The 17,035-nt window shown below is 56.5% G+C and carries 15 protein-coding genes; 13 read left to right on the plus strand and 2 right to left on the minus strand.

What is annotated here, in order from left to right; all coding sequences use genetic code 11:
* Positions 1-417, plus strand: coding sequence for a DUF1428 domain-containing protein (locus tag FCF25_RS01545; RefSeq protein ID WP_137047076.1), 417 nt, complete (start codon positions 1-3; stop codon positions 415-417).
* Between the two features lie 210 nt (positions 418-627).
* On the opposite strand, the gene FCF25_RS01550 is transcribed toward FCF25_RS01545, so the two are convergent.
* Together FCF25_RS01550 and FCF25_RS01555 are read right to left on the minus strand one after the other, a co-directional pair.
* Positions 628-2,010 (minus strand): ATP-binding protein, encoded by a 1,383-nt coding sequence (locus tag FCF25_RS01550; RefSeq protein WP_137047077.1) that lies wholly within the window; start codon positions 2,008-2,010, stop codon positions 628-630.
* 178 nt (positions 2,011-2,188) lie between these two features.
* Complete coding sequence (locus FCF25_RS01555; RefSeq protein ID WP_137047078.1) at positions 2,189-3,829, minus strand: acyl-CoA synthetase; 1,641 nt, start codon at positions 3,827-3,829, stop codon at positions 2,189-2,191.
* A gap of 111 nt (positions 3,830-3,940) precedes the next feature.
* Here FCF25_RS01555 and FCF25_RS01560 point away from each other — a divergent pair, with 111 nt between their 5' ends.
* The 12 genes from FCF25_RS01560 (at position 3,941) to FCF25_RS01615 (ending at position 16,628) form a co-directional block, all read left to right on the plus strand.
* Positions 3,941-4,360, plus strand: coding sequence for an SWIM zinc finger family protein (locus FCF25_RS01560; RefSeq protein ID WP_137047079.1), 420 nt, complete (start codon positions 3,941-3,943; stop codon positions 4,358-4,360).
* Between the two features lie 106 nt (positions 4,361-4,466).
* A complete protein-coding gene (locus FCF25_RS01565; protein ID WP_137047080.1) occupies positions 4,467-5,441 on the plus strand; it encodes a transcription initiation factor IIB family protein in 975 nt (324 codons plus the stop codon).
* 149 nt (positions 5,442-5,590) lie between these two features.
* Complete coding sequence (locus FCF25_RS01570; protein ID WP_137047081.1) at positions 5,591-6,124, plus strand: sugar-specific transcriptional regulator TrmB; 534 nt, start codon at positions 5,591-5,593, stop codon at positions 6,122-6,124.
* An 8-nt stretch (positions 6,125-6,132) separates the two neighbouring features.
* Entirely contained in the window at positions 6,133-6,567 is a 435-nt protein-coding gene (locus tag FCF25_RS15995) for a hypothetical protein (protein WP_137047082.1), read from the plus strand.
* A 164-nt stretch (positions 6,568-6,731) separates the two neighbouring features.
* On the plus strand, positions 6,732-7,889 hold the full coding sequence (locus FCF25_RS01580; protein ID WP_137049334.1) for a hypothetical protein: 1,158 nt from the start codon (positions 6,732-6,734) through the stop codon (positions 7,887-7,889).
* A 71-nt stretch (positions 7,890-7,960) separates the two neighbouring features.
* Entirely contained in the window at positions 7,961-9,139 is a 1,179-nt protein-coding gene (locus tag FCF25_RS01585; protein ID WP_137047083.1) for a hypothetical protein, read from the plus strand.
* 305 nt (positions 9,140-9,444) lie between these two features.
* Positions 9,445-9,690: a hypothetical protein gene (locus FCF25_RS01590; protein WP_174786362.1), complete on the plus strand. Its 246-nt coding sequence runs from the start codon at positions 9,445-9,447 to the stop codon at positions 9,688-9,690.
* A 74-nt stretch (positions 9,691-9,764) separates the two neighbouring features.
* Complete coding sequence (locus FCF25_RS01595) at positions 9,765-11,399, plus strand: hypothetical protein (protein ID WP_137047084.1); 1,635 nt, start codon at positions 9,765-9,767, stop codon at positions 11,397-11,399.
* Positions 11,400-11,743: 344 nt separating this feature from the next.
* On the plus strand, positions 11,744-12,259 hold the full coding sequence (locus tag FCF25_RS01600) for a hypothetical protein (RefSeq protein WP_137047085.1): 516 nt from the start codon (positions 11,744-11,746) through the stop codon (positions 12,257-12,259).
* Positions 12,260-12,283: 24 nt separating this feature from the next.
* Positions 12,284-13,552 carry a hypothetical protein gene (locus FCF25_RS01605; protein WP_137047086.1) on the plus strand — a complete coding sequence of 423 codons (1,269 nt, stop codon included), beginning with the start codon at positions 12,284-12,286 and terminating at the stop codon, positions 13,550-13,552.
* On the plus strand, positions 13,549-14,562 hold the full coding sequence (locus FCF25_RS01610) for a hypothetical protein (protein WP_137047087.1): 1,014 nt from the start codon (positions 13,549-13,551) through the stop codon (positions 14,560-14,562). Before FCF25_RS01605 ends, FCF25_RS01610 begins: the two co-directional genes overlap by 4 nt.
* Positions 14,559-16,628 carry a VirB4 family type IV secretion system protein gene (locus FCF25_RS01615; protein WP_217353084.1) on the plus strand — a complete coding sequence of 690 codons (2,070 nt, stop codon included), beginning with the start codon at positions 14,559-14,561 and terminating at the stop codon, positions 16,626-16,628. Before FCF25_RS01610 ends, FCF25_RS01615 begins: the two co-directional genes overlap by 4 nt.
* Positions 16,629-17,035 lie beyond the last annotated feature (407 nt).

The following is a 17,035-nucleotide window of genomic DNA, read 5'->3' on the forward strand; positions in this document are numbered from 1 at the left end:
ATGAGCCAATACGTCGATGGATACGTGCTGCCGGTCCCGAGTGACAAGATCGAAGAGTACCGTGAAATGGCGGCGGAGGCGGGAAAGATCTGGATCGATCACGGCGCGCTTCAGTACTTCGAGTGTGTCGGAGACGACCTCGCTCCGGACATGGGGGACGTTGAGTTGGCAACGTTCCCCGACCTCGTGGCTGCGGACCAGAACGAGACGGTGATATTTGCGTTCGTCGTCTACGAGTCCCGAAAACACCGCGACGAGGTCAACGCCGCGGTGCACGAGGAGATGGAGGCGATAGAGGGAGCAGACGAGATCGAGATGCCGTTCGACGTTGCCCGAATGGCCTATGGCGGCTTCGAGGCTCTCGTCGAGTACCAGGCGGAAGCGTCGGACGAAGAGCCAATCGAAACGAGCGGGTAGATCTCGGAGTCGATCCCTTTGCCGACAGCAATGGATGTATGCTCTGTATCCTGTACGATACTTCGATCACTAACTGGGGGTTCCAACAGAGCCTTTTTCTGGACGCCAGCTTCCTCCCCAGCCGTCGTTCTCGCTTCGCTCGAACGCCCCTCGCGCGCGGTCGTGGCCGGGGCCACGCCTCGCACGCGCCGTGTCAAACATCGGGCTTCACTAAAGCGCATTCACAACATCTTCAGCAGTGAACAGCGAGACGTCATCACGTTCAGTAGCGATTTCTCTCAGCGAGTTTGTGAACCCACTTTTCGAGAACACGGCATACTCACATTTGCGCTCACCACCTTGTTCTGGGTTCCAACGAAGCTCTGATTCGTGACTTTCGAGCGTACTCAATACATCGTACCCGACCGGCGAATTCTGGAACTTGCACTCTCCGACGAGCAGTACATCGCTGTTAGTGATCCCGACGACGTCGATCTCATGGTTTTGGTACCACCATCGTCCGGTTCGAGTGATAGTATATGAGGGGTAGAGCTCCCGAAGGGCGTGTTGGGCAAGCGTCTCAAACGTCCCGCTAGCGAAGTCGTTCATCTTGGGTTCCACAACTGTGTCATATGCACCTGGCGTAAGCTGGTCGTACTGAATAGGCGTTCCATAGAGGAACCGGAACCAGAACTCGAACATCGAATCTACGATGCGGTATTGGCCTCTCCGGGACTTCTCAGGCCGCTCCGTAATCGGGACCTCTCGTTCGACAAGACGAAGCCGCTTGAGGCGGTCGATATACCGAGAGATTTGATCTGAGTCGACTCCACTTGCCTGTGCGATTTCGTTGAGAGTGGTGTTTCCACCGGCGATGGCTTCTAGAATAGAGAAGTATCGTGTCGGTTCGCTGAGTTCCATCCGGAGTACATAGTCGGGATCGTTGTGAAGAGCTGAATGTGATGAAAGGAGTGTTTGTTCGATTGCGTCGCTAATGGTGTTGTACGTGGCTGCTTCTTCGATGTAGTAGGGAGTGCCTCCGAATACAGCCCACAGCAGAATTTGCTCGCTGGGGCTGTAGCTATCGGGATAGAGGCTCATTGCTGCATTGAACGGCAGCTCGGTGATATCGAGTTTTTCAGAGCATCGACCATACAGCGGACTGTTTCCTAACAGTGCTGCGTCTTCCATCATGCTGATTGACGAGCCGACTAACACGAGTGTCAGTGCGGACTCGTCCACACCATAGTCGTACAATTCTTGAATGACTGAGGGGAGACTGGGTTCTTCTTCGATGAGATATGGGAATTCATCCAGCACTACGATGGCGTCTTGGTCTGCTAGATATCCAATCAATGAGTCCCAGTTTTCGCGGATACGCGAGATACCAGGGAAGGACTCTTCGGCCGTATCGACGAACTCTCGAATCTGGAGTTCCTTCGTCTTCTGTTTTGCTTGGAACAGAATGGCGTCCTCGTAGTCAGTGAGAGATTGGCGTACGAGGGCCGTCTTTCCTAATCGGCGACGACCATAAATCACCGCTAACTCTGCTTGATCAGAGTTGTATAGCTTGGTGAGCCGGCCAAGTTCTGCATTCCGGTCGACGAACTCCATGCTGAGATATTCGTGTGCTACAGCAAAAACGTACTGCTAAGGTAATTCAGAATACGGTATTTGAAAGTACCCTAATTCTGAGTACCGTATCCGTTGTGTGTAAACTGCCTCGGAACGTGATACAGAATCGAGTGCATACCCCGTCTTCGGGCGTGAAAGGAGGCCAGTTCGATGCTGTTTACTTCTCAGATTCTTCGCGCAAGTCGAGTCGGCGAATCTTCCCCGTCGACGTCGTCGGTAACTCGTCGACGAACTCGATGTGCCGGGGATACTCGTACGCAGCGAGTCGGTCGCGGACCAAGTCCTCGATCTCCGTTCGGAGCGTCTCCTCGTCGAACGCGTCGCTCGTCGGTTGGACGTACGCTTGGATCGCTTCGCCTCGCGTCTCGTCGGGGACACCGACGACACCCGCTTGCTCGACGTTCGGATGTCGGAGAATCGCCTTCTCGACCTCCATCGGGCCGACGCGATAGCCGCTCGTGAGAATGACGTCGTCGGCGCGCGAGACGAACCACAGGTAGCCCTCGTCGTCCTGCATGACGATGTCGTCGGTCAGGAACCAGTCACCGTCGAGTCGCTTGTTGGCCGTTTTCTCGGGTAAGCCCCAGTATTCGTCGAAGAACACGCGGTCGTCGTCCGGACGGACGGCCAACTCGCCGGGTTCGCCCGTCGGGAGTCTCTCGCGGGTTTCTTGGTCGACGACGGCCACGTCGTAGCCGGGAAGCGGCTTGCCCATGCTGCCGGGCTGTGCCTCGAACCAGTTCGAGCTGTTGCCGACGACGAGATTGAGCTCCGTCTGTCCGTAGAACTCGTTCACCGGCACGTCGTCGAACGTCTCGTCGACCCAGTCGAGAATCTCGGGTGTGAGCGGTTCGCCGACCGCCGCGAGCGTCTCCAGAGCGAGGTCGTATTTCTCGGTGGGGTTCTCGACGGACATCAACATCCGCAGCGCCGTCGGCGGCATGAACGCCTTCGTGACCCCGTGGCGAGCCATGAAATCGAACACGTCCTCGGGGTCGAAATCCTCCCGCGGCCACCCGACGATAGTACAGCCGTGGTGCAGCGCTGCGAACAGCGTTCCACCGAGCGCAGCGCCCCACGCCCAGTCGGCGGGCGTCCACAGCGTCGCGTCGTGGAGTCCCTGGTCGAAGTAGTTGTAGGCGGCCGCAGCGCGTCCAAGCCAGAGTGCGTGACTGTGGAGGACGCCCTTCGGCGGACCGGTGCTCCCGCTCGTGTACATGATGGCGCTCGGCGTCTCCGGCGTCGAGTCGTACACGTCGATGCCAGGCTTCTCGGATGCGACGAGGTCGTCGAAGGCGTGTGCGTCTCCCTCGACGTTCGACCCGAGCTCGACGACGTGTTCGAGGTCGGGACACGCATCACTGATTGCGTCGATTTCGTCGCGGACCGCGGGGTCGACGACGACCGCTTTGGCCTCGCTGTCGACGAGTCGGTATTCGAGCGCGTCTCGACCGAAGAGGACGGTCAACGGGACGGACACCGCCCCGAGTTTCCAGTTTGCGAGATGCGTGACCGGGTTCTCGGGCTTCTGGGGGACGACGACGCCGACACGGTCGCCTGCCTCGATACCTAGCGCTGCGAGGGCGGCGGCAAGGCGGTCAGAGCGGTCGTCGAGGTCACGAAACGTGAGGTTCGCCGACGGGCCGTCCGGGTTCTCGTACCGAAGCGCGACGCGCTCTGGGTCGTCGTGCTTTCGGAGGAAGTCCGTCGCGGGGTTGTAGCGGTCGGGAAGCGCCCACTCGAACTCCCGTCGGGCCTGTTCGTAGCTCTCGAACCGTGGCATGATTTGCCAAGTCATACCATAACTCAGTGGTCTCAGACTTCAGTGTTCGCGACGCGGTAACCAAAGAGAGTTTATCCACCCCTCAGGGGTGCGGGGCGCTCACTCCGAGCGCGTCGCTGAAACCCAATGACCGAACATCTACTGTCGAAATTGGCACCGTCTGGTCGCGTTCTCGATCGAGCACAGTACGAACCGTTGTGCTTCTCACTTCTCGATGGTGACGTCCTCGTTCGCAACGAGCGTTACACCGACCCAGAGAACCACGAGTACCGAGTCCAGATCGAAAACGGCGTTCCTATCGCCTGTGAGTGTCCTGCAGACGAAAAATATCCCGGGGCGTGCAAACATCGAGTTGCCGTTGCAATCCGTAGCGTCGTTGTAGATGCAGCCGTGGAGATGCAGGCTCTCGCCGATGGTGGCTCTGTGCGGGCATCTACGAGGTACGAGACAGATGAGTCATCGTGCGATTGCGAACAGCTCTCCAATGGATTTCCGTGTTGGGAGTGTGTTCGTACAGGACGACGCGGACTTCCCTTACAGGAGTGAACTTGACCTCTCAACAGGAGGTGAATTCTCACTTAGAGTTCAAGAGAATTTTATCTGCCCCTGACGGGTGCGGGGCGATTCGGAACTAATCGCCTCAAAGTGAACTATGTCGCTGAGAGACATCTACGAGAGTGGCTTCGACGAAGAGAGTGGCAAAACAACGACTGCGACGACCTGTCCGGAGTGTTCGGGTACACTTGTGACCGAAGGTGGCGAGAGTAGCTGTACCGAGTGTGGGCTCATCGTCGACGAACATCGACTCGACCACGGCCCCGAGTGGCGCTCGTTTACTGACGATGAAACGAACCCTAAACGAACGGGTGCACCACTGACGCCTGCGCGTCACGACCGGGGGCTCTCTTCTGAGATTGGATTTGGGAAGGACGGAAAGGGCAATATCCTCTCTGGGCGGAAGCGTCGACACATCTCTCGACTCCGTCACCAACACGGCCGAGCACGCTGGCGAACGAAAGCAGAACAGAACCTCGCTCACGCCTGTGGCGAAATCACCCGAATAACCGCTGCACTCGAGTTGCCACGAATGGTCTGTGAGGAGGCGTGTACCATCTATCGTGCTGCCCAGAAAGAAAACCTCATTCGCGGACGTTCGATCGAGACGATGACCGCAGGGAGTGTATATGCGGCGTGTCGATGCCGAGGATCGCTTCGGACAATCAGTGAGGTAGCTGAGGTCGCACTGTGTACCCGACAGAAGGTCCGGTTAGGGTACCGGGTATTGAACGCCGAACTTGGGTTACAGATTCCAGCAGTCGACATTCGAGATTTGATTCTTCGATTCGCGTCTGAGTGTGAGGTCTCAGACGAGGTTCGGTATCGAGCTTTGGGACTCGCGAGAATAGCCGAAGAGCGAGGGTTCACCAACGGACGCAATCCATCAGGCGTTGCTGCGGGGTGTCTGTATCTCGCCTGTCGTGAATTCGGCGCTTATTGTACGCAGACACAGATCGCTCGGTTAGCTGGCGTAGCGACTACGACAGTACGAGAACGTTACTGTGAGCTCAGGGAGGAGCGTGGTAACTGTAACCCAAACACCGAGAGCACACCTGAATCAAAATTCTAATTCTCAGTGAGTATTTTAACCAACACCAATTGAAGAGGCTTCGCTTTTGTTGGTTAACAGGCTACTACCCACCGAGTTTGCTCTTTCGCACTATCCGGGAATAATATCCCCGAAGCAAGAATTATATCCGTAGCCGTGCAAGAATGAGTATGTCCAATAGCGAGTCTCCAGATAAGCCTCCGTCCTTCGACGACGCGTTTCGCGGTGACGATGTTGAGCAACGTGTCTACGGGACTATCCTCCAGACTCGCGAGCCGACCGCAGCGAGCGCCATCGCCAAACGAGCAGATTGTGACCCAAAGACCGCTCGGAAGTACTTGGGCTGGTTTAGCGAACTAGGCGTCGTCACACACCACGATGGTCATCCAGTCACCTACGAGCGCAACGACGCCTACTTCGAGTGGCGGCAAGTCAATCAACTCGCAGTCACCCACTCTATCGAGGAACTTCAAGAGCGTGTCCGAGAGCTAACCTCGCGTATCGACGAGTACGAAGATTCGTACGATGCTACGACGCCAGCGGCTGTCGACGCCGTCGACGCTGCAGAGGCACGCGACGGTCGGACTATCGACGACGTCTATAGTGACCTCGGCGACTGGGCGACCGCTCGCGAGGAGCGCACACGCTATGAACGTGCACGCCAGCAACGCACCAGTGGTGAGACTGAGCAGGCATCTGGGTAGCCGTATCGATGGCACCGCCCACAGGAGACGGACGTAGCCCCGCGCCTATCGACCGCCCAATACTCGAATTTCTTCAGACACGTCTCCAAGCGACGGCTCAGGTCGCACAGGCAACGATCACGGATACAAATGGCCACCTCGAACTCCAGGTCACACTCGCATCATCGTACTATCCCGAACTCGTCGAGGAGGCGACTTTGACCGTTCGCTGGTATACGAATGATGGCTTCAAAATTCACTATCGAGAAGTGCATCCTAACCGCGCCTGGGAGTGTCGGTGGGATCGCCATCCAAATCCCCACAATACGCGGAATCATTTCCATCCCCCACCAGCTGCCCCTACCCCTGGCAACGACGCCTCGTGGCCGACCGACTATCGCGACGTGCTTCGACTCGTCCTCGACGAAATCGAAGACCGAATAGCGTCCCTGTGGGACAAGTGAGGACGGTCTCCCAAAGGTGAAACCAGGTCGCGAATGGTTGTCTCACTAATCTCTCAGTGATTGAGGGTTCCAACAGAGCCAAATGAGCGACTGAAATCTGAGAGAGTTTTTACGCGCCCGCAACGGGTGCGGGCGCATCAATTCGAGTGCCCGTGGAAATCGAAATGAGAACCCCAGAAACAACAACTGTCTTCGCAGGTGTCGACGGCCGAACAGATTTTGAGCTTCCTGCGTGGTATGCGCGAGAGACGACAATCGACAACCCGGTCTCATTCGCTGAGGCGATTCGAAATCTCCCACGAGCGATTACCAGCGACGTTGCGTACAAGAACCCATACACCGACGAGTGGGTTCAGACGGAGCGACACAACGCGATTGTCGAACCAACTCGACTGGCTTCGCAAGCCAGCGATGAGACACCGTCTGACCCGCTCTTTCACATTCCAACGGACAGCTACTCAGTCATCAATCCGACCGACGTGTACGCCCCACTGACGGATGTACTTCGAGAACAGACTCTCGGCGAACACCCGCTAGCCGACGTCGTCTTCGGTGAGATACGACAGTACCGTGGAGGCGGCGAAGTCCACATGGATATTCTGTTCGACGGCCTCTCCGTCGAACTCCCTGGGCGAAACGACCCGATTACGATGGGCGTCACGTCGGGCTACGATTATTTCGGCGGCCACGCGGTGTACGTCGAGGGCTTTGCCCGCGACAACTACTGTGCGAATTCGATTCGCCGACTGACTGACCGCAAGACGGTCAAACACGTCGGCGAGGTTGGTGACTTCTACGCGTGGTGGGAAATCATCATGGAACAACTCGGATTCGTCGCGAACGATCTTCTCGCGTTCATCGAAGATGCGACCGAGATCACCGTCGATTTCACCGCGATGCCGTTCGACGTGGTGGAGTTCTACGAACTGCTAGACTTACCGGAGTACTTGGCCAAGCACGCAGCCAGCGATGCACGAAGTGAAGCCGCTGACCCACTCGACATCGATATGTGGACGCTACATTCCGGAGCGACCTATGCCTTGACGCACTTTTTCAGTGGGAAAGAGGGCGCATCGCTTGACCGGTACGTCCGCACGGCCAACGATATTCTGTTCAATCCCGAGGCGACCATAGACACCGTAGAGCAGACATTCAAACAGCAGGCTGAGGCCGACACCGATCAAAACGGCCAAACCGGATTGGAGAGCCAAGTTGCGCTTGCTCAAATCGGACGTATTGGCCGAGACGTGCGTGAAAGGGCAGAACAGTTCGAGCACCGAGAAGCGCTGTTACGCGATCGATTCGTATCTGTCTCTGAGTAATGTTTTCGGCGTAAACCATCTTGTCGTCGGCAAAAGGACTTATTCGTCGGAGTCTCCCTGCGACTCTCACGATGGCTGTGTCCGACCACGACATACTGGCACATCTGGCTGGTGCGCAATCGATAGGGGATGTTATCCCGTACGTGGTTCTTACTCGACTCAGCGAAGAGCCAGCAAGTTTTGAGACACTCGCAGACGAGTTCGACGTCGACCGAACCACGATTTACCGACTACTCGACCCTGTCCACGAATGGCACTTCATCTCGAACGACGGTACCGACTATGATGGATACGAAGTAACGGGGTTCGGGGCGGTCGTACTGCATCACATCGACGTGACAACTACTGCTGACGAATTTGGCGATTCTGATTCGAGTCTCTCGTATCTTTTGCGGTCGATTCTACGGCCGACACTGCTCAGACGACTTCGAACGAATCCTGCAAGAAAAGCTGACCTCGCCCGTGGGTCTGCGAATCCGTCACGGTCGACGGTTCATCGGACAATCGCTGGGTTTCTCGACCATGGGTTAGTCACGCGAGATCGTTCAACTGGTCAGTATACCCTCACAACCGCTGGGAGAGACGTGCTCGCTACGTACGACTCACTGATGAGCGGCGTCCGCATCGCTCGTCGACATACAATCTTCTTTTGCTGTTGTGACGACCGAATCGCCGATTTCCCACTTGAGTCGCTCACAACAGCCGAGCAAATTATCGATGAACCAGTTGCCCCAGATCGGACGATGATTGCGCTTCAAAAGATCGTAGCTGCCGGTGTCGATGACGTTCGGAGTCTTCGTTCGTGTAGTTCGGCTCAACGTGCAGCCATTTTCTATCCAGTCATCAAATCCGGCGTCCCCTACGAGCTACTAATAACGGGACCTGTGCTCTATACCCGCCCGAAGAAAGACCGGTATCGCGATATCGTGCATCGTGCTATCCGTGCTACCAACGTACGTCTACTCGTCGTTCCCGAAGTCGACGAATTTCCCGTTGAACTCGACATCATCAACGGCGATACTGTCGTAGTCGCGCCATCCAATCCAAGGAATTCCGTAGATTTTGGAGATGGACTCCAATCGGAGATGATCATTGGGAGTGATGCGGACTTGATAGCGTGGGCAGAGGCGCACTACCAGAGGTACCGAGAGGTGTCAGACCCACCGCTTCGATATCTCATATCCAATCTACTCAACCACAGTAAAATACCCGACACAAAAGGCGGAGGGAAAGAAAGGTCAAAAGGATGAGTGTCTTATAACGGCTTTTCCAGCGGCTACCACTGCGTTGCGACAGGTGAGTACATCGACCCGTCGTTTCGAATTTGGGTATGATGTTTGGTAGATCTCTCTCCAACAGTATCTGCAGTGGTGAACACCCGTTGTCCGTGTCCGGACGTCGATTCGACGGTCTACGAAGGTACAGCGCCTCCGTTCTCCAAAATCACGTCTCGATTTCCGTTGCCCGTACGGTGAGCGCTTTCGCGCTTGTCGTACTAATCGGGTCACAACCGGCCCTTGCACAGGAAACGGGGGCTGCCTTCTGCGATACGGACATGGCACAAACAATCAAAAATCTCTTTACCCTCATCCAGTTTGGTGGGCCACTCGTCGGTGGCGTAATCGCACTTGGTACGACGGTCGCGCTTCCGACTGTACGGCGGGCTGACTTCAAGCAAGAACTCAAAGAAGCTCGCAACCAAGCCGTCATCTGGGGAGTCATCGTCGCCCCGCTCGGAACGGCGATTATCGGCTTCCTTCTCACCGAAGTCGTCTCTGGAGGCGCAAGTTGCGCGTTCTAAGACCTACGCCGCTTGGAAGCATCCTCGTCTTCACACTGGCTGTATTTGCACTCACGTTGGCGACGACTCCGTCGATGTCAGTTGCCCATCCATCCAACAAATCCGACCACGGACTCAACGAGACGACCTACTGTACGCTGTGGGCAGGTGATGAGGATGTCTCGAACGTCAGTGCTTTCGAAGATCTCTCGAACGAGTCGTCAGCAGAACTGTGTACACTCGCTGCGGGAACGGACATCCCACTTGACACGCCACCTGAAGCGGTCGAGCAGTGGAATCGTGGGGACTTACAGGACTTCCCACAGACCGACGCAACTCAGTCGATCCATCCACCGAATGCGACGCTCAGTAATGGACGCTTCGTCAAAGACGCATACACCGAGATATTTGCAGTCCAGCCCTCAACGCGGGCGCGACTATCACCGTCTGACCAACCGCTGTACGTCGCCTCGAATGGAACGCTCCTTGGAACCGTTGATTATCGCGTGGCTGTGCCAGCGAACACGACACATGGTGATCGACGGACGAACTGGGAGGTAGTCGACCATGAAATCGTCGAGACACGACTGCTCGTCAATGGCGAAGTTGAATCTACGACATCCGGGACTCACACACCTGAGCTACCCTACTCGCTAGCTAGTCAGACAGACGAACTCCACTCACTCACACTCGTCGCAGAAATCGCAGTCACAGTAGAAAGACGCGTGTCTGTCTGTACTGCTCGCGATGCACGAGGGGCCTGTCTCGAATGGGACATTCAGCGTGAACGCCGGACGGAGACGCAGGTCGTCCGTGACAGTATCGATGTGGTCGCATACGACCTCACTATCTCGGGCTATCGAGCGGTGTATCCAAACGGCGATTTGGGTCTCGTCGTCTACAAAAATCAGCCGTGGCTTGGCTATTCGCTGCCAAATGGTGACGTCCGTGGTGTGTGGCGCTTTTACTCCGCACGAGACCCAGAGTGGGATACACTCGTCACGAGCACGGATGAGGGTCAGACGGTCGAACATTCTTCGCTGCATCCGTTGCAAGTGAACGCCTTTCCAATCGAGACCGGTCCAACACCCTCTCCACGTCGGACAGTGACGATTCTGGAAACCTACGGTATAGAGACACAGCCACCGACCGTACCCAAGACGGTCCTGTTGGACACTATCGACGAACCGTATACCGCAAGCTACGGAATTGCGACTCGAACAACGACCACAGAGCATAATCTCACGTCAGTGACGGCGTACGGCCTCGTCCGCGGTGTCGAAGTCGATGCGAGCGAATCGTCTTTTGCGACAGTCCCAATCAATGAAAGCGAACTCACGCTGGAGGTCCTGAACACGACTGAGGATTCCGTTACCGTTCGTGTGCGTCTTCGAGATGCACAGACGGGCGAGCCGATTAACACGCTCAGTCGAGAGGGCTACGTCGTTCTAGAAGACCAGCGTGTGAACACGAGTAACAACGGAACAGTGACGACGACGCTCTCACACTCGGCAGGCGGCGTTTCTGCGCGGTACGAACCGGGTCACTGGTGGCGGTCGGTGCCTGGGTATGTGGGTGACTCTGATGTAGTGTACGTCCGGGGGCCGATGCAGTCGATGCTCTCAGTGCTTTATGAAGTCGCGGTATCGGTGTCGCTCTTCTTGCTGGGTGTGTTCTTCATCGACCGAATCACGGGCTGGCATGTGTGGCCTCCTTGGAGGCGGTTGTGATGCAGGCCCACTGTGTGTCTCGTCGAACACTGCTCAAAGCAGGCGTTCTCGGCATTACTGCCCTTGCTGGGTGTACCCAAGATAGCGACACCGCAGATGGGGCGACGCCTACGAGCGTACCTGAGGATTCGGTCTTTCGTGACATCTCCTTTGAGGGTCCGTATTTGGTTGTTCGATTGCAAGATGACCATACGGTCACGAGACTCAATCTGATTGGGCCAGACGGGAGTCTGTTCGCACAAACAGGTGTTGCGACGGGAGAGACGACAGCTCGGATTCGGGTCCTCGATATTCGGGCAGGACTAGGCACCTACGAACATTACACACCAGGTCAGCACGAACTGGTGGCTGTCAGCGACCAGGACACCACATCACGCGTTATTGATTTGGTTCCAGATATTCGCATTGTCGATATCACTCAATACCGCGGAGGAGACCGAATCAGTGACCTTAGCAAACTCGCTGTTACCGTTGAGAACATAGGGACTGCACCAACGTGGGTGTATGATATCACCTACAGAGACGCCCCAAATGCAGCTACAAACGACGAGCTCATAGATGGTGCTGGCATCCCGTATATCTCGATACCTCAAGAACCAGACGACTTGATTCTCCTCCCCGATGATCAGAGGACGTACGTCGGAACGAGGTCGCCGCTCCTCCTTCGGAATCAGAGGGGCCAGACCTGTAATGGCCACTCCGAGTTGACCGTTGTTGTAGGCACTGCTTCCGGTGACTCGCTCGAACAGCACATAGAGGCCACACTTGGTGGAGATGTTCATTCGGTGGGCCTCACTGATGAGTACGTCTGTAGTGATGTCTCGACTCAACCAGCTAAAAGCAGTGATTCAGATGTATAGCTACGCTAACGGAGGAATTCCTGCATGAGTACGCTGACAGACGTCATTGTCGGCGCACTTCAAGAATTTCTAGAGGTTCTCTTCAGTCCTATCGAGGTACTCATTGAGACGTACGCTGGTGATCTACTCGATATAGTCGTTGAGACGCCCAATCCAGATGCAGTCTTTACTCGACCCACGAACGGCGTCTGGCCGCAAATGTACGACTACTACTGGGACTCGATTCTCCCATTAGCGCTGTTACTGTGGGGACTCTCGATCGGCTTAGTCATCTTCTTTGAATCGACGAGCTACCTCTTCAGTAACTACCATCGGTCCAAGCTCAAAAAGCGGGCTTTCTCAGGCTTGCTCGGCATCTTATCTTGGTGGTGGCTCGCAACCATTTCGCTTCGCTTCATTGAAGCGCTTACTGGCTTTCTTGTCCCAAACTTCTCTGATATCTCGCTCTTCGAGACGCTGTCATTCACCGCAATTGGCGTGCTTGGGACCGCTATCGCCTTAGCGACGGACTTCATTCTTTTTGTGCTTATTGCACTGATCTACTTTGTCAGGAGGATTGTGCTCTATCTCTTCGTCCTCTTCATGCCGATTCTCATCGCGTTCTGGATACCAGGTGTCGGGCCGTTTTCGCTCGTCTCTGGCTTCATGAAGCGACTGGCAGGATTCTACGTGCCGTTTCTCTTCATGACCGTTCCGGTTGCGCTGTTGTTCCGAATCGGTGAGATCATGGGTTCGAGCTTCGAGCTCTCGATGGGTGGTATCGGTGCGTGGCTCACTGCACTCGTTATCCCCATCGTCGCAGTCGTCTCGCCGTTCGTGCTCTTTTGGCAGGCCGGTGCGCTGTTCTTCATCACCGACCGGATGGCACAACGCGTCTCGACGCAGCGCGCTCGAACGCGCGTGAACCAAACCATTCAGACGGGGCGAGGCGGCGCACAAGGCGGACAGAACTTCATGCGGGGTGCACGCGGTCGACCTGCGATACGAGCAGACGGTCAAACGGTTCTCAACTCTGGTCACTCGCGCGCCCACGCGACCGGATCGCGGCTCAGCGCATCAGGGTCACAACTTCGTAGACGCCTTAGCGGAGCCAGCGACAGGAATTCCGAAGCGTCTCCCACGCGGTCGAAACGAACCAGTCGCTCTGACTCTCCATCCGGAGACGGTCGAGGTGGACGATTCGAGAACCGGCGCAAGTCGAAGCGGCGGACATCTTCTCGCTCACCTGAATCGAGCGAGGCTGAGAATCGAAAGCAGAGACGTCCCGATGACAGACCAGACGAGCAACCATGAACCAGAACGACCCAACCAAACGCATTCCAAAATCGCTCGGTACTGACGCAAAATTATTCGGCACGTACACGCTGACGGACCTCACAGTCGCGTTGTTCCCAGGGGTACTCGTCATCTTGTTCACGCAGGTCGTGCTCTCACCGTCGACGGCGATTGCAGGCTACCGATTACAGACATTCACCCTTCCCGTCGCAGGAGGTGCGATTGCCCTCGGGGCATTGTTTGTCTACCTCACGCCAACGTACACGACAAGTCTCGATTGGTTCGCGACGTTCATTGGATTTCACCGAGGTTCGAAAGAACTCACCCACGAAGACGCCAAACAATACACGCAAATCGAGCGTGTCCATCCCGACCGAGGCGCTATCGAGCGAACTGATGGCGCTCTGGTTGGGCTCGTCCACGTTACGCCACCGACGATGGCGTTGGCGACGGATGCTGAATGGGCAACGAAAGCGAGAGCGTTCGAAGACTTCTGCAACACTGTCGTCGAATTCCCGATTCAACTCTATTCGACGACGCAGCCGTTTCCCACAGACGAGTATCTCGCCCAGTACGAATCCAGGCTCACCGATCCGGACGTGAAAGAGAATCCAAAGCTTGCCGCACTTATCGAACACTACACCTCGTGGTACGCAGCAGATCTCGACGAGCGGCGGATGACGATTCGCGACCACTATGTCGTCGTCTCTGTGACACCCGCCGAAGTTCGCTTCGAGCGTGAAAGCCTCACAGAGAAACTCGCAGCCGCGCCTCTTCTGGGTCTATTCGTCCGAGCGCGATTGGCCCCCCGAATCGAAGCACAACGTGAGGCGATGTTCGATGCACTGGACGAACGACTGCGACGAATCGAAGGCGGACTCCGTGGGATAGACGGCTGTCGTGCTTACCGTGTCGATGCCGAGGAGGCGACGCAACTCATCTGTGAGTTCTGGGCAGGCGAACAACGCGACTATCAGGATATCACTCGCGTCTTGCGGACGCGACCACTCGTCGGAGGTCGAAAATGAACTGGAAGCGACTGCGGTTTTGGCGTCGCGCTGAAGCTGAAGACCCTGACGAGCGTGGTGAGTCTGAAGATGCCGCTGTCGACTACGAGCCAGAATACAGCCGTCTCACGACCGCCTCAGACAGCCATCAGACGATTATCACGCCATCCGATATCGAGCGGACACCGAATGCAGTTCGAACGGGTGAACAGTGGGCACGGACGCTCTGGATTGGCGAGTATCCTGATGCACCCGCTGATGGATTGTTCGAGACGCTGTATTCGAGTCCAGAGACGCGAACGACGGATGTCTCGATTCATCTCACGCCACGGGATACACATCGGACACTCGACTCGCTGGAGAATCGCCTCGAAGACCTCGAAGCCGACTACGAGTATCTCGAAGACAAGCGACGGGCAGGCGCTCGCGGTATTCAAAAAGACCTCGAAGACTACCGCGAGATGTATGATGTACTCCGGAATACGTCGATGAAGGCATTCGATACGTCGATGTATCTCTCGGTCCGTGGACCGACGCCCGAAGAAATTGATTCGGATGCAGTCGCGAACACAGCACGACGCTCACCTGCGAATCTCACGCCGATTACACCGCGATGGGCACAACTCGACTCGCTCGTCGCTGCGAGTCCAGTTGGCGTCGACCGACTGAACGAGTCGATGCAGACGAAGACTCCCATGTTGGGCGGGGCGGTCGGTGCGATGTTTCCCTTCGTTGCAGGCGCGTTTGCCGAACCCGGAATCGAGTACGGGACCTACGCACTCAACGAGAGCCCGCTCATCTTGGACCGATTCAATCGTGAAACGGGCTACTGTACGATGGTCATCGGGAAACTCGGTGCGGGGAAATCCTTCTCGACGAAACTGCAGCTCGTTCGTCGAGCGATGTATGACCCCGAGACGATTCTCATCATGCTCGATCCACTCCAGGGCTTTGCAGGCGTGAACGCTGCACTCGGTGGCGAGCGTGTGACAGTCGGGGGGACGCGTGGATTCAACCCACTCGAACTCAAGGCGACGCCTGAACATGTTCTCGCAGACGTTCCCGACCTCGACCCGTGGTCAGAGCAAATCTCGTGGGTGCTGGCGTTCTTCGAGACGTTCTTTACCCACGTTGCGACCCATCCGCTCGGTGACCGAAAGCAGACGCTTCGACGGGCGATTCAGGAGGCCTACGAACGCAACGGAATCACCCGCGACCCAAAGACGCACAGTCGTGAGTCACCCACCGTCCGAGACGTCATTGCCGTTCTCGAAGATTTGCTTGAGGACCCGACCGCGTTTGGCTATGCAACCACGGGCGAACAGCGAAGCGTCGCTGACGACGCGCAGTCGCTGTTGAAGGACCTTCGGCCGTCGTTTCACGAAGGCGGTGACCTCGCCAATCTCGCGAAACCAACGGAGTTCGACCTCGATTCACACGTTGTCTACCTTGACCTCCACCAAGAGGAGGGGACGCGCGGGCGGACAGAGACGAGTCTGATGATGCAGGTGTTATTCAACGCCGTCTATGAGCGTGCGAAAGGCACTGAGAAACGCGTCGTATTTGCGATTGACGAAGCCCACTATCTGATGAACGATACGACCTCGCTTGAGTTCTTAGAGACGGCAGTCAGACACAGTCGACACTACGACCTCTCGTTGCAGTTCATCACACAGACGGGCGGGGAGTTCGCTCTCACACCGGAGGCGCGGACGATTGCAAATCTCTGTTCGATGACGCTCATCCATCGCGTCCAAGAAGAAGCTGAGACGCTTGCAGACTGGTTCGGATTGAGCGAACGTGAGGTGAATTGGGTGCAGACGGCAAAGGCCGGTAACGACGAGGACGGCTACTCAGAAGCACTCCTCAATATCGATGAGGAAGGCTGGTTCCCGCTTCGAGTTCGAGCGAGTCCGTTCGAAGCAGACGTCATCGCGAATGGATTCTCACAGAGAGATTTACGAGATTCATCGGCGACTCCCGCACAAGACATCCAGACGGAGACCGAAAGGAATGGCCAGCCCTACTCTGTCTCTCGGTATGGCGGCGAGGGGAAGCTCCACCGACCAGGAGAGACATTGAGGTGAGGTCTCTGAATCCGAACGCGCTCCCGATCGAACTTCGCCATCGCCCACAGTGGGTCTGCTGGGGGTCTATAGAGCGAGACGGCAAGCAGACGAAGGTTCCGCTCAACCCTACGAGTGGGACGTACGCTTCGACTGCCGATGCGGCTACGTGGGGTACCTTCGACGAGGCGTTGGCTCGTGCGACTCAGAATGGGATTTCGGGCATCGGCTTCGTCTTCACCAGTGACGACCCGTATGTCGGCATCGACCTCGATGACTGTCGTGACCCTGATGCGGTGACGCTGAATAGCGAGGCCGTCGAGATTGTCAGACGTCTCCGGTCGTATACTGAAGTCTCGCCATCAGGAACGGGAGTACATATCATCGCTCGGGGGACCCTCCCCAGTGGCGCACGTCGACGCGGGATG

Source organism: Haloprofundus sp. MHR1 (genome assembly GCF_005155585.1).
Lineage (GTDB): Archaea > Halobacteriota > Halobacteria > Halobacteriales > Haloferacaceae > Haloprofundus > Haloprofundus halophilus.

Bases quoted from the DNA above. Each gene is read 5' to 3' on its own strand.
- FCF25_RS01545 (WP_137047076.1), top strand. From the start codon at position 1: ATGAGCCAATACGTCGATGGATACGTGCTGCCGGTCCCGAGTGACAAG.
- FCF25_RS01550 (WP_137047077.1), bottom strand. From the start codon at position 2,010: ATGGAGTTCGTCGACCGGAATGCAGAACTTGGCCGGCTCACCAAGCTA.
- FCF25_RS01555 (WP_137047078.1), bottom strand. From the start codon at position 3,829: ATGACTTGGCAAATCATGCCACGGTTCGAGAGCTACGAACAGGCCCGA.
- FCF25_RS01560 (WP_137047079.1), top strand. From the start codon at position 3,941: ATGACCGAACATCTACTGTCGAAATTGGCACCGTCTGGTCGCGTTCTC.
- FCF25_RS01565 (WP_137047080.1), top strand. From the start codon at position 4,467: ATGTCGCTGAGAGACATCTACGAGAGTGGCTTCGACGAAGAGAGTGGC.
- FCF25_RS01570 (WP_137047081.1), top strand. From the start codon at position 5,591: ATGTCCAATAGCGAGTCTCCAGATAAGCCTCCGTCCTTCGACGACGCG.
- FCF25_RS15995 (WP_137047082.1), top strand. From the start codon at position 6,133: ATGGCACCGCCCACAGGAGACGGACGTAGCCCCGCGCCTATCGACCGC.
- FCF25_RS01580 (WP_137049334.1), top strand. From the start codon at position 6,732: ATGAGAACCCCAGAAACAACAACTGTCTTCGCAGGTGTCGACGGCCGA.
- FCF25_RS01585 (WP_137047083.1), top strand. From the start codon at position 7,961: ATGGCTGTGTCCGACCACGACATACTGGCACATCTGGCTGGTGCGCAA.
- FCF25_RS01590 (WP_174786362.1), top strand. From the start codon at position 9,445: ATGGCACAAACAATCAAAAATCTCTTTACCCTCATCCAGTTTGGTGGG.
- FCF25_RS01595 (WP_137047084.1), top strand. From the start codon at position 9,765: ATGTCAGTTGCCCATCCATCCAACAAATCCGACCACGGACTCAACGAG.
- FCF25_RS01605 (WP_137047086.1), top strand. From the start codon at position 12,284: ATGAGTACGCTGACAGACGTCATTGTCGGCGCACTTCAAGAATTTCTA.
- FCF25_RS01610 (WP_137047087.1), top strand. From the start codon at position 13,549: ATGAACCAGAACGACCCAACCAAACGCATTCCAAAATCGCTCGGTACT.
- FCF25_RS01615 (WP_217353084.1), top strand. From the start codon at position 14,559: ATGAACTGGAAGCGACTGCGGTTTTGGCGTCGCGCTGAAGCTGAAGAC.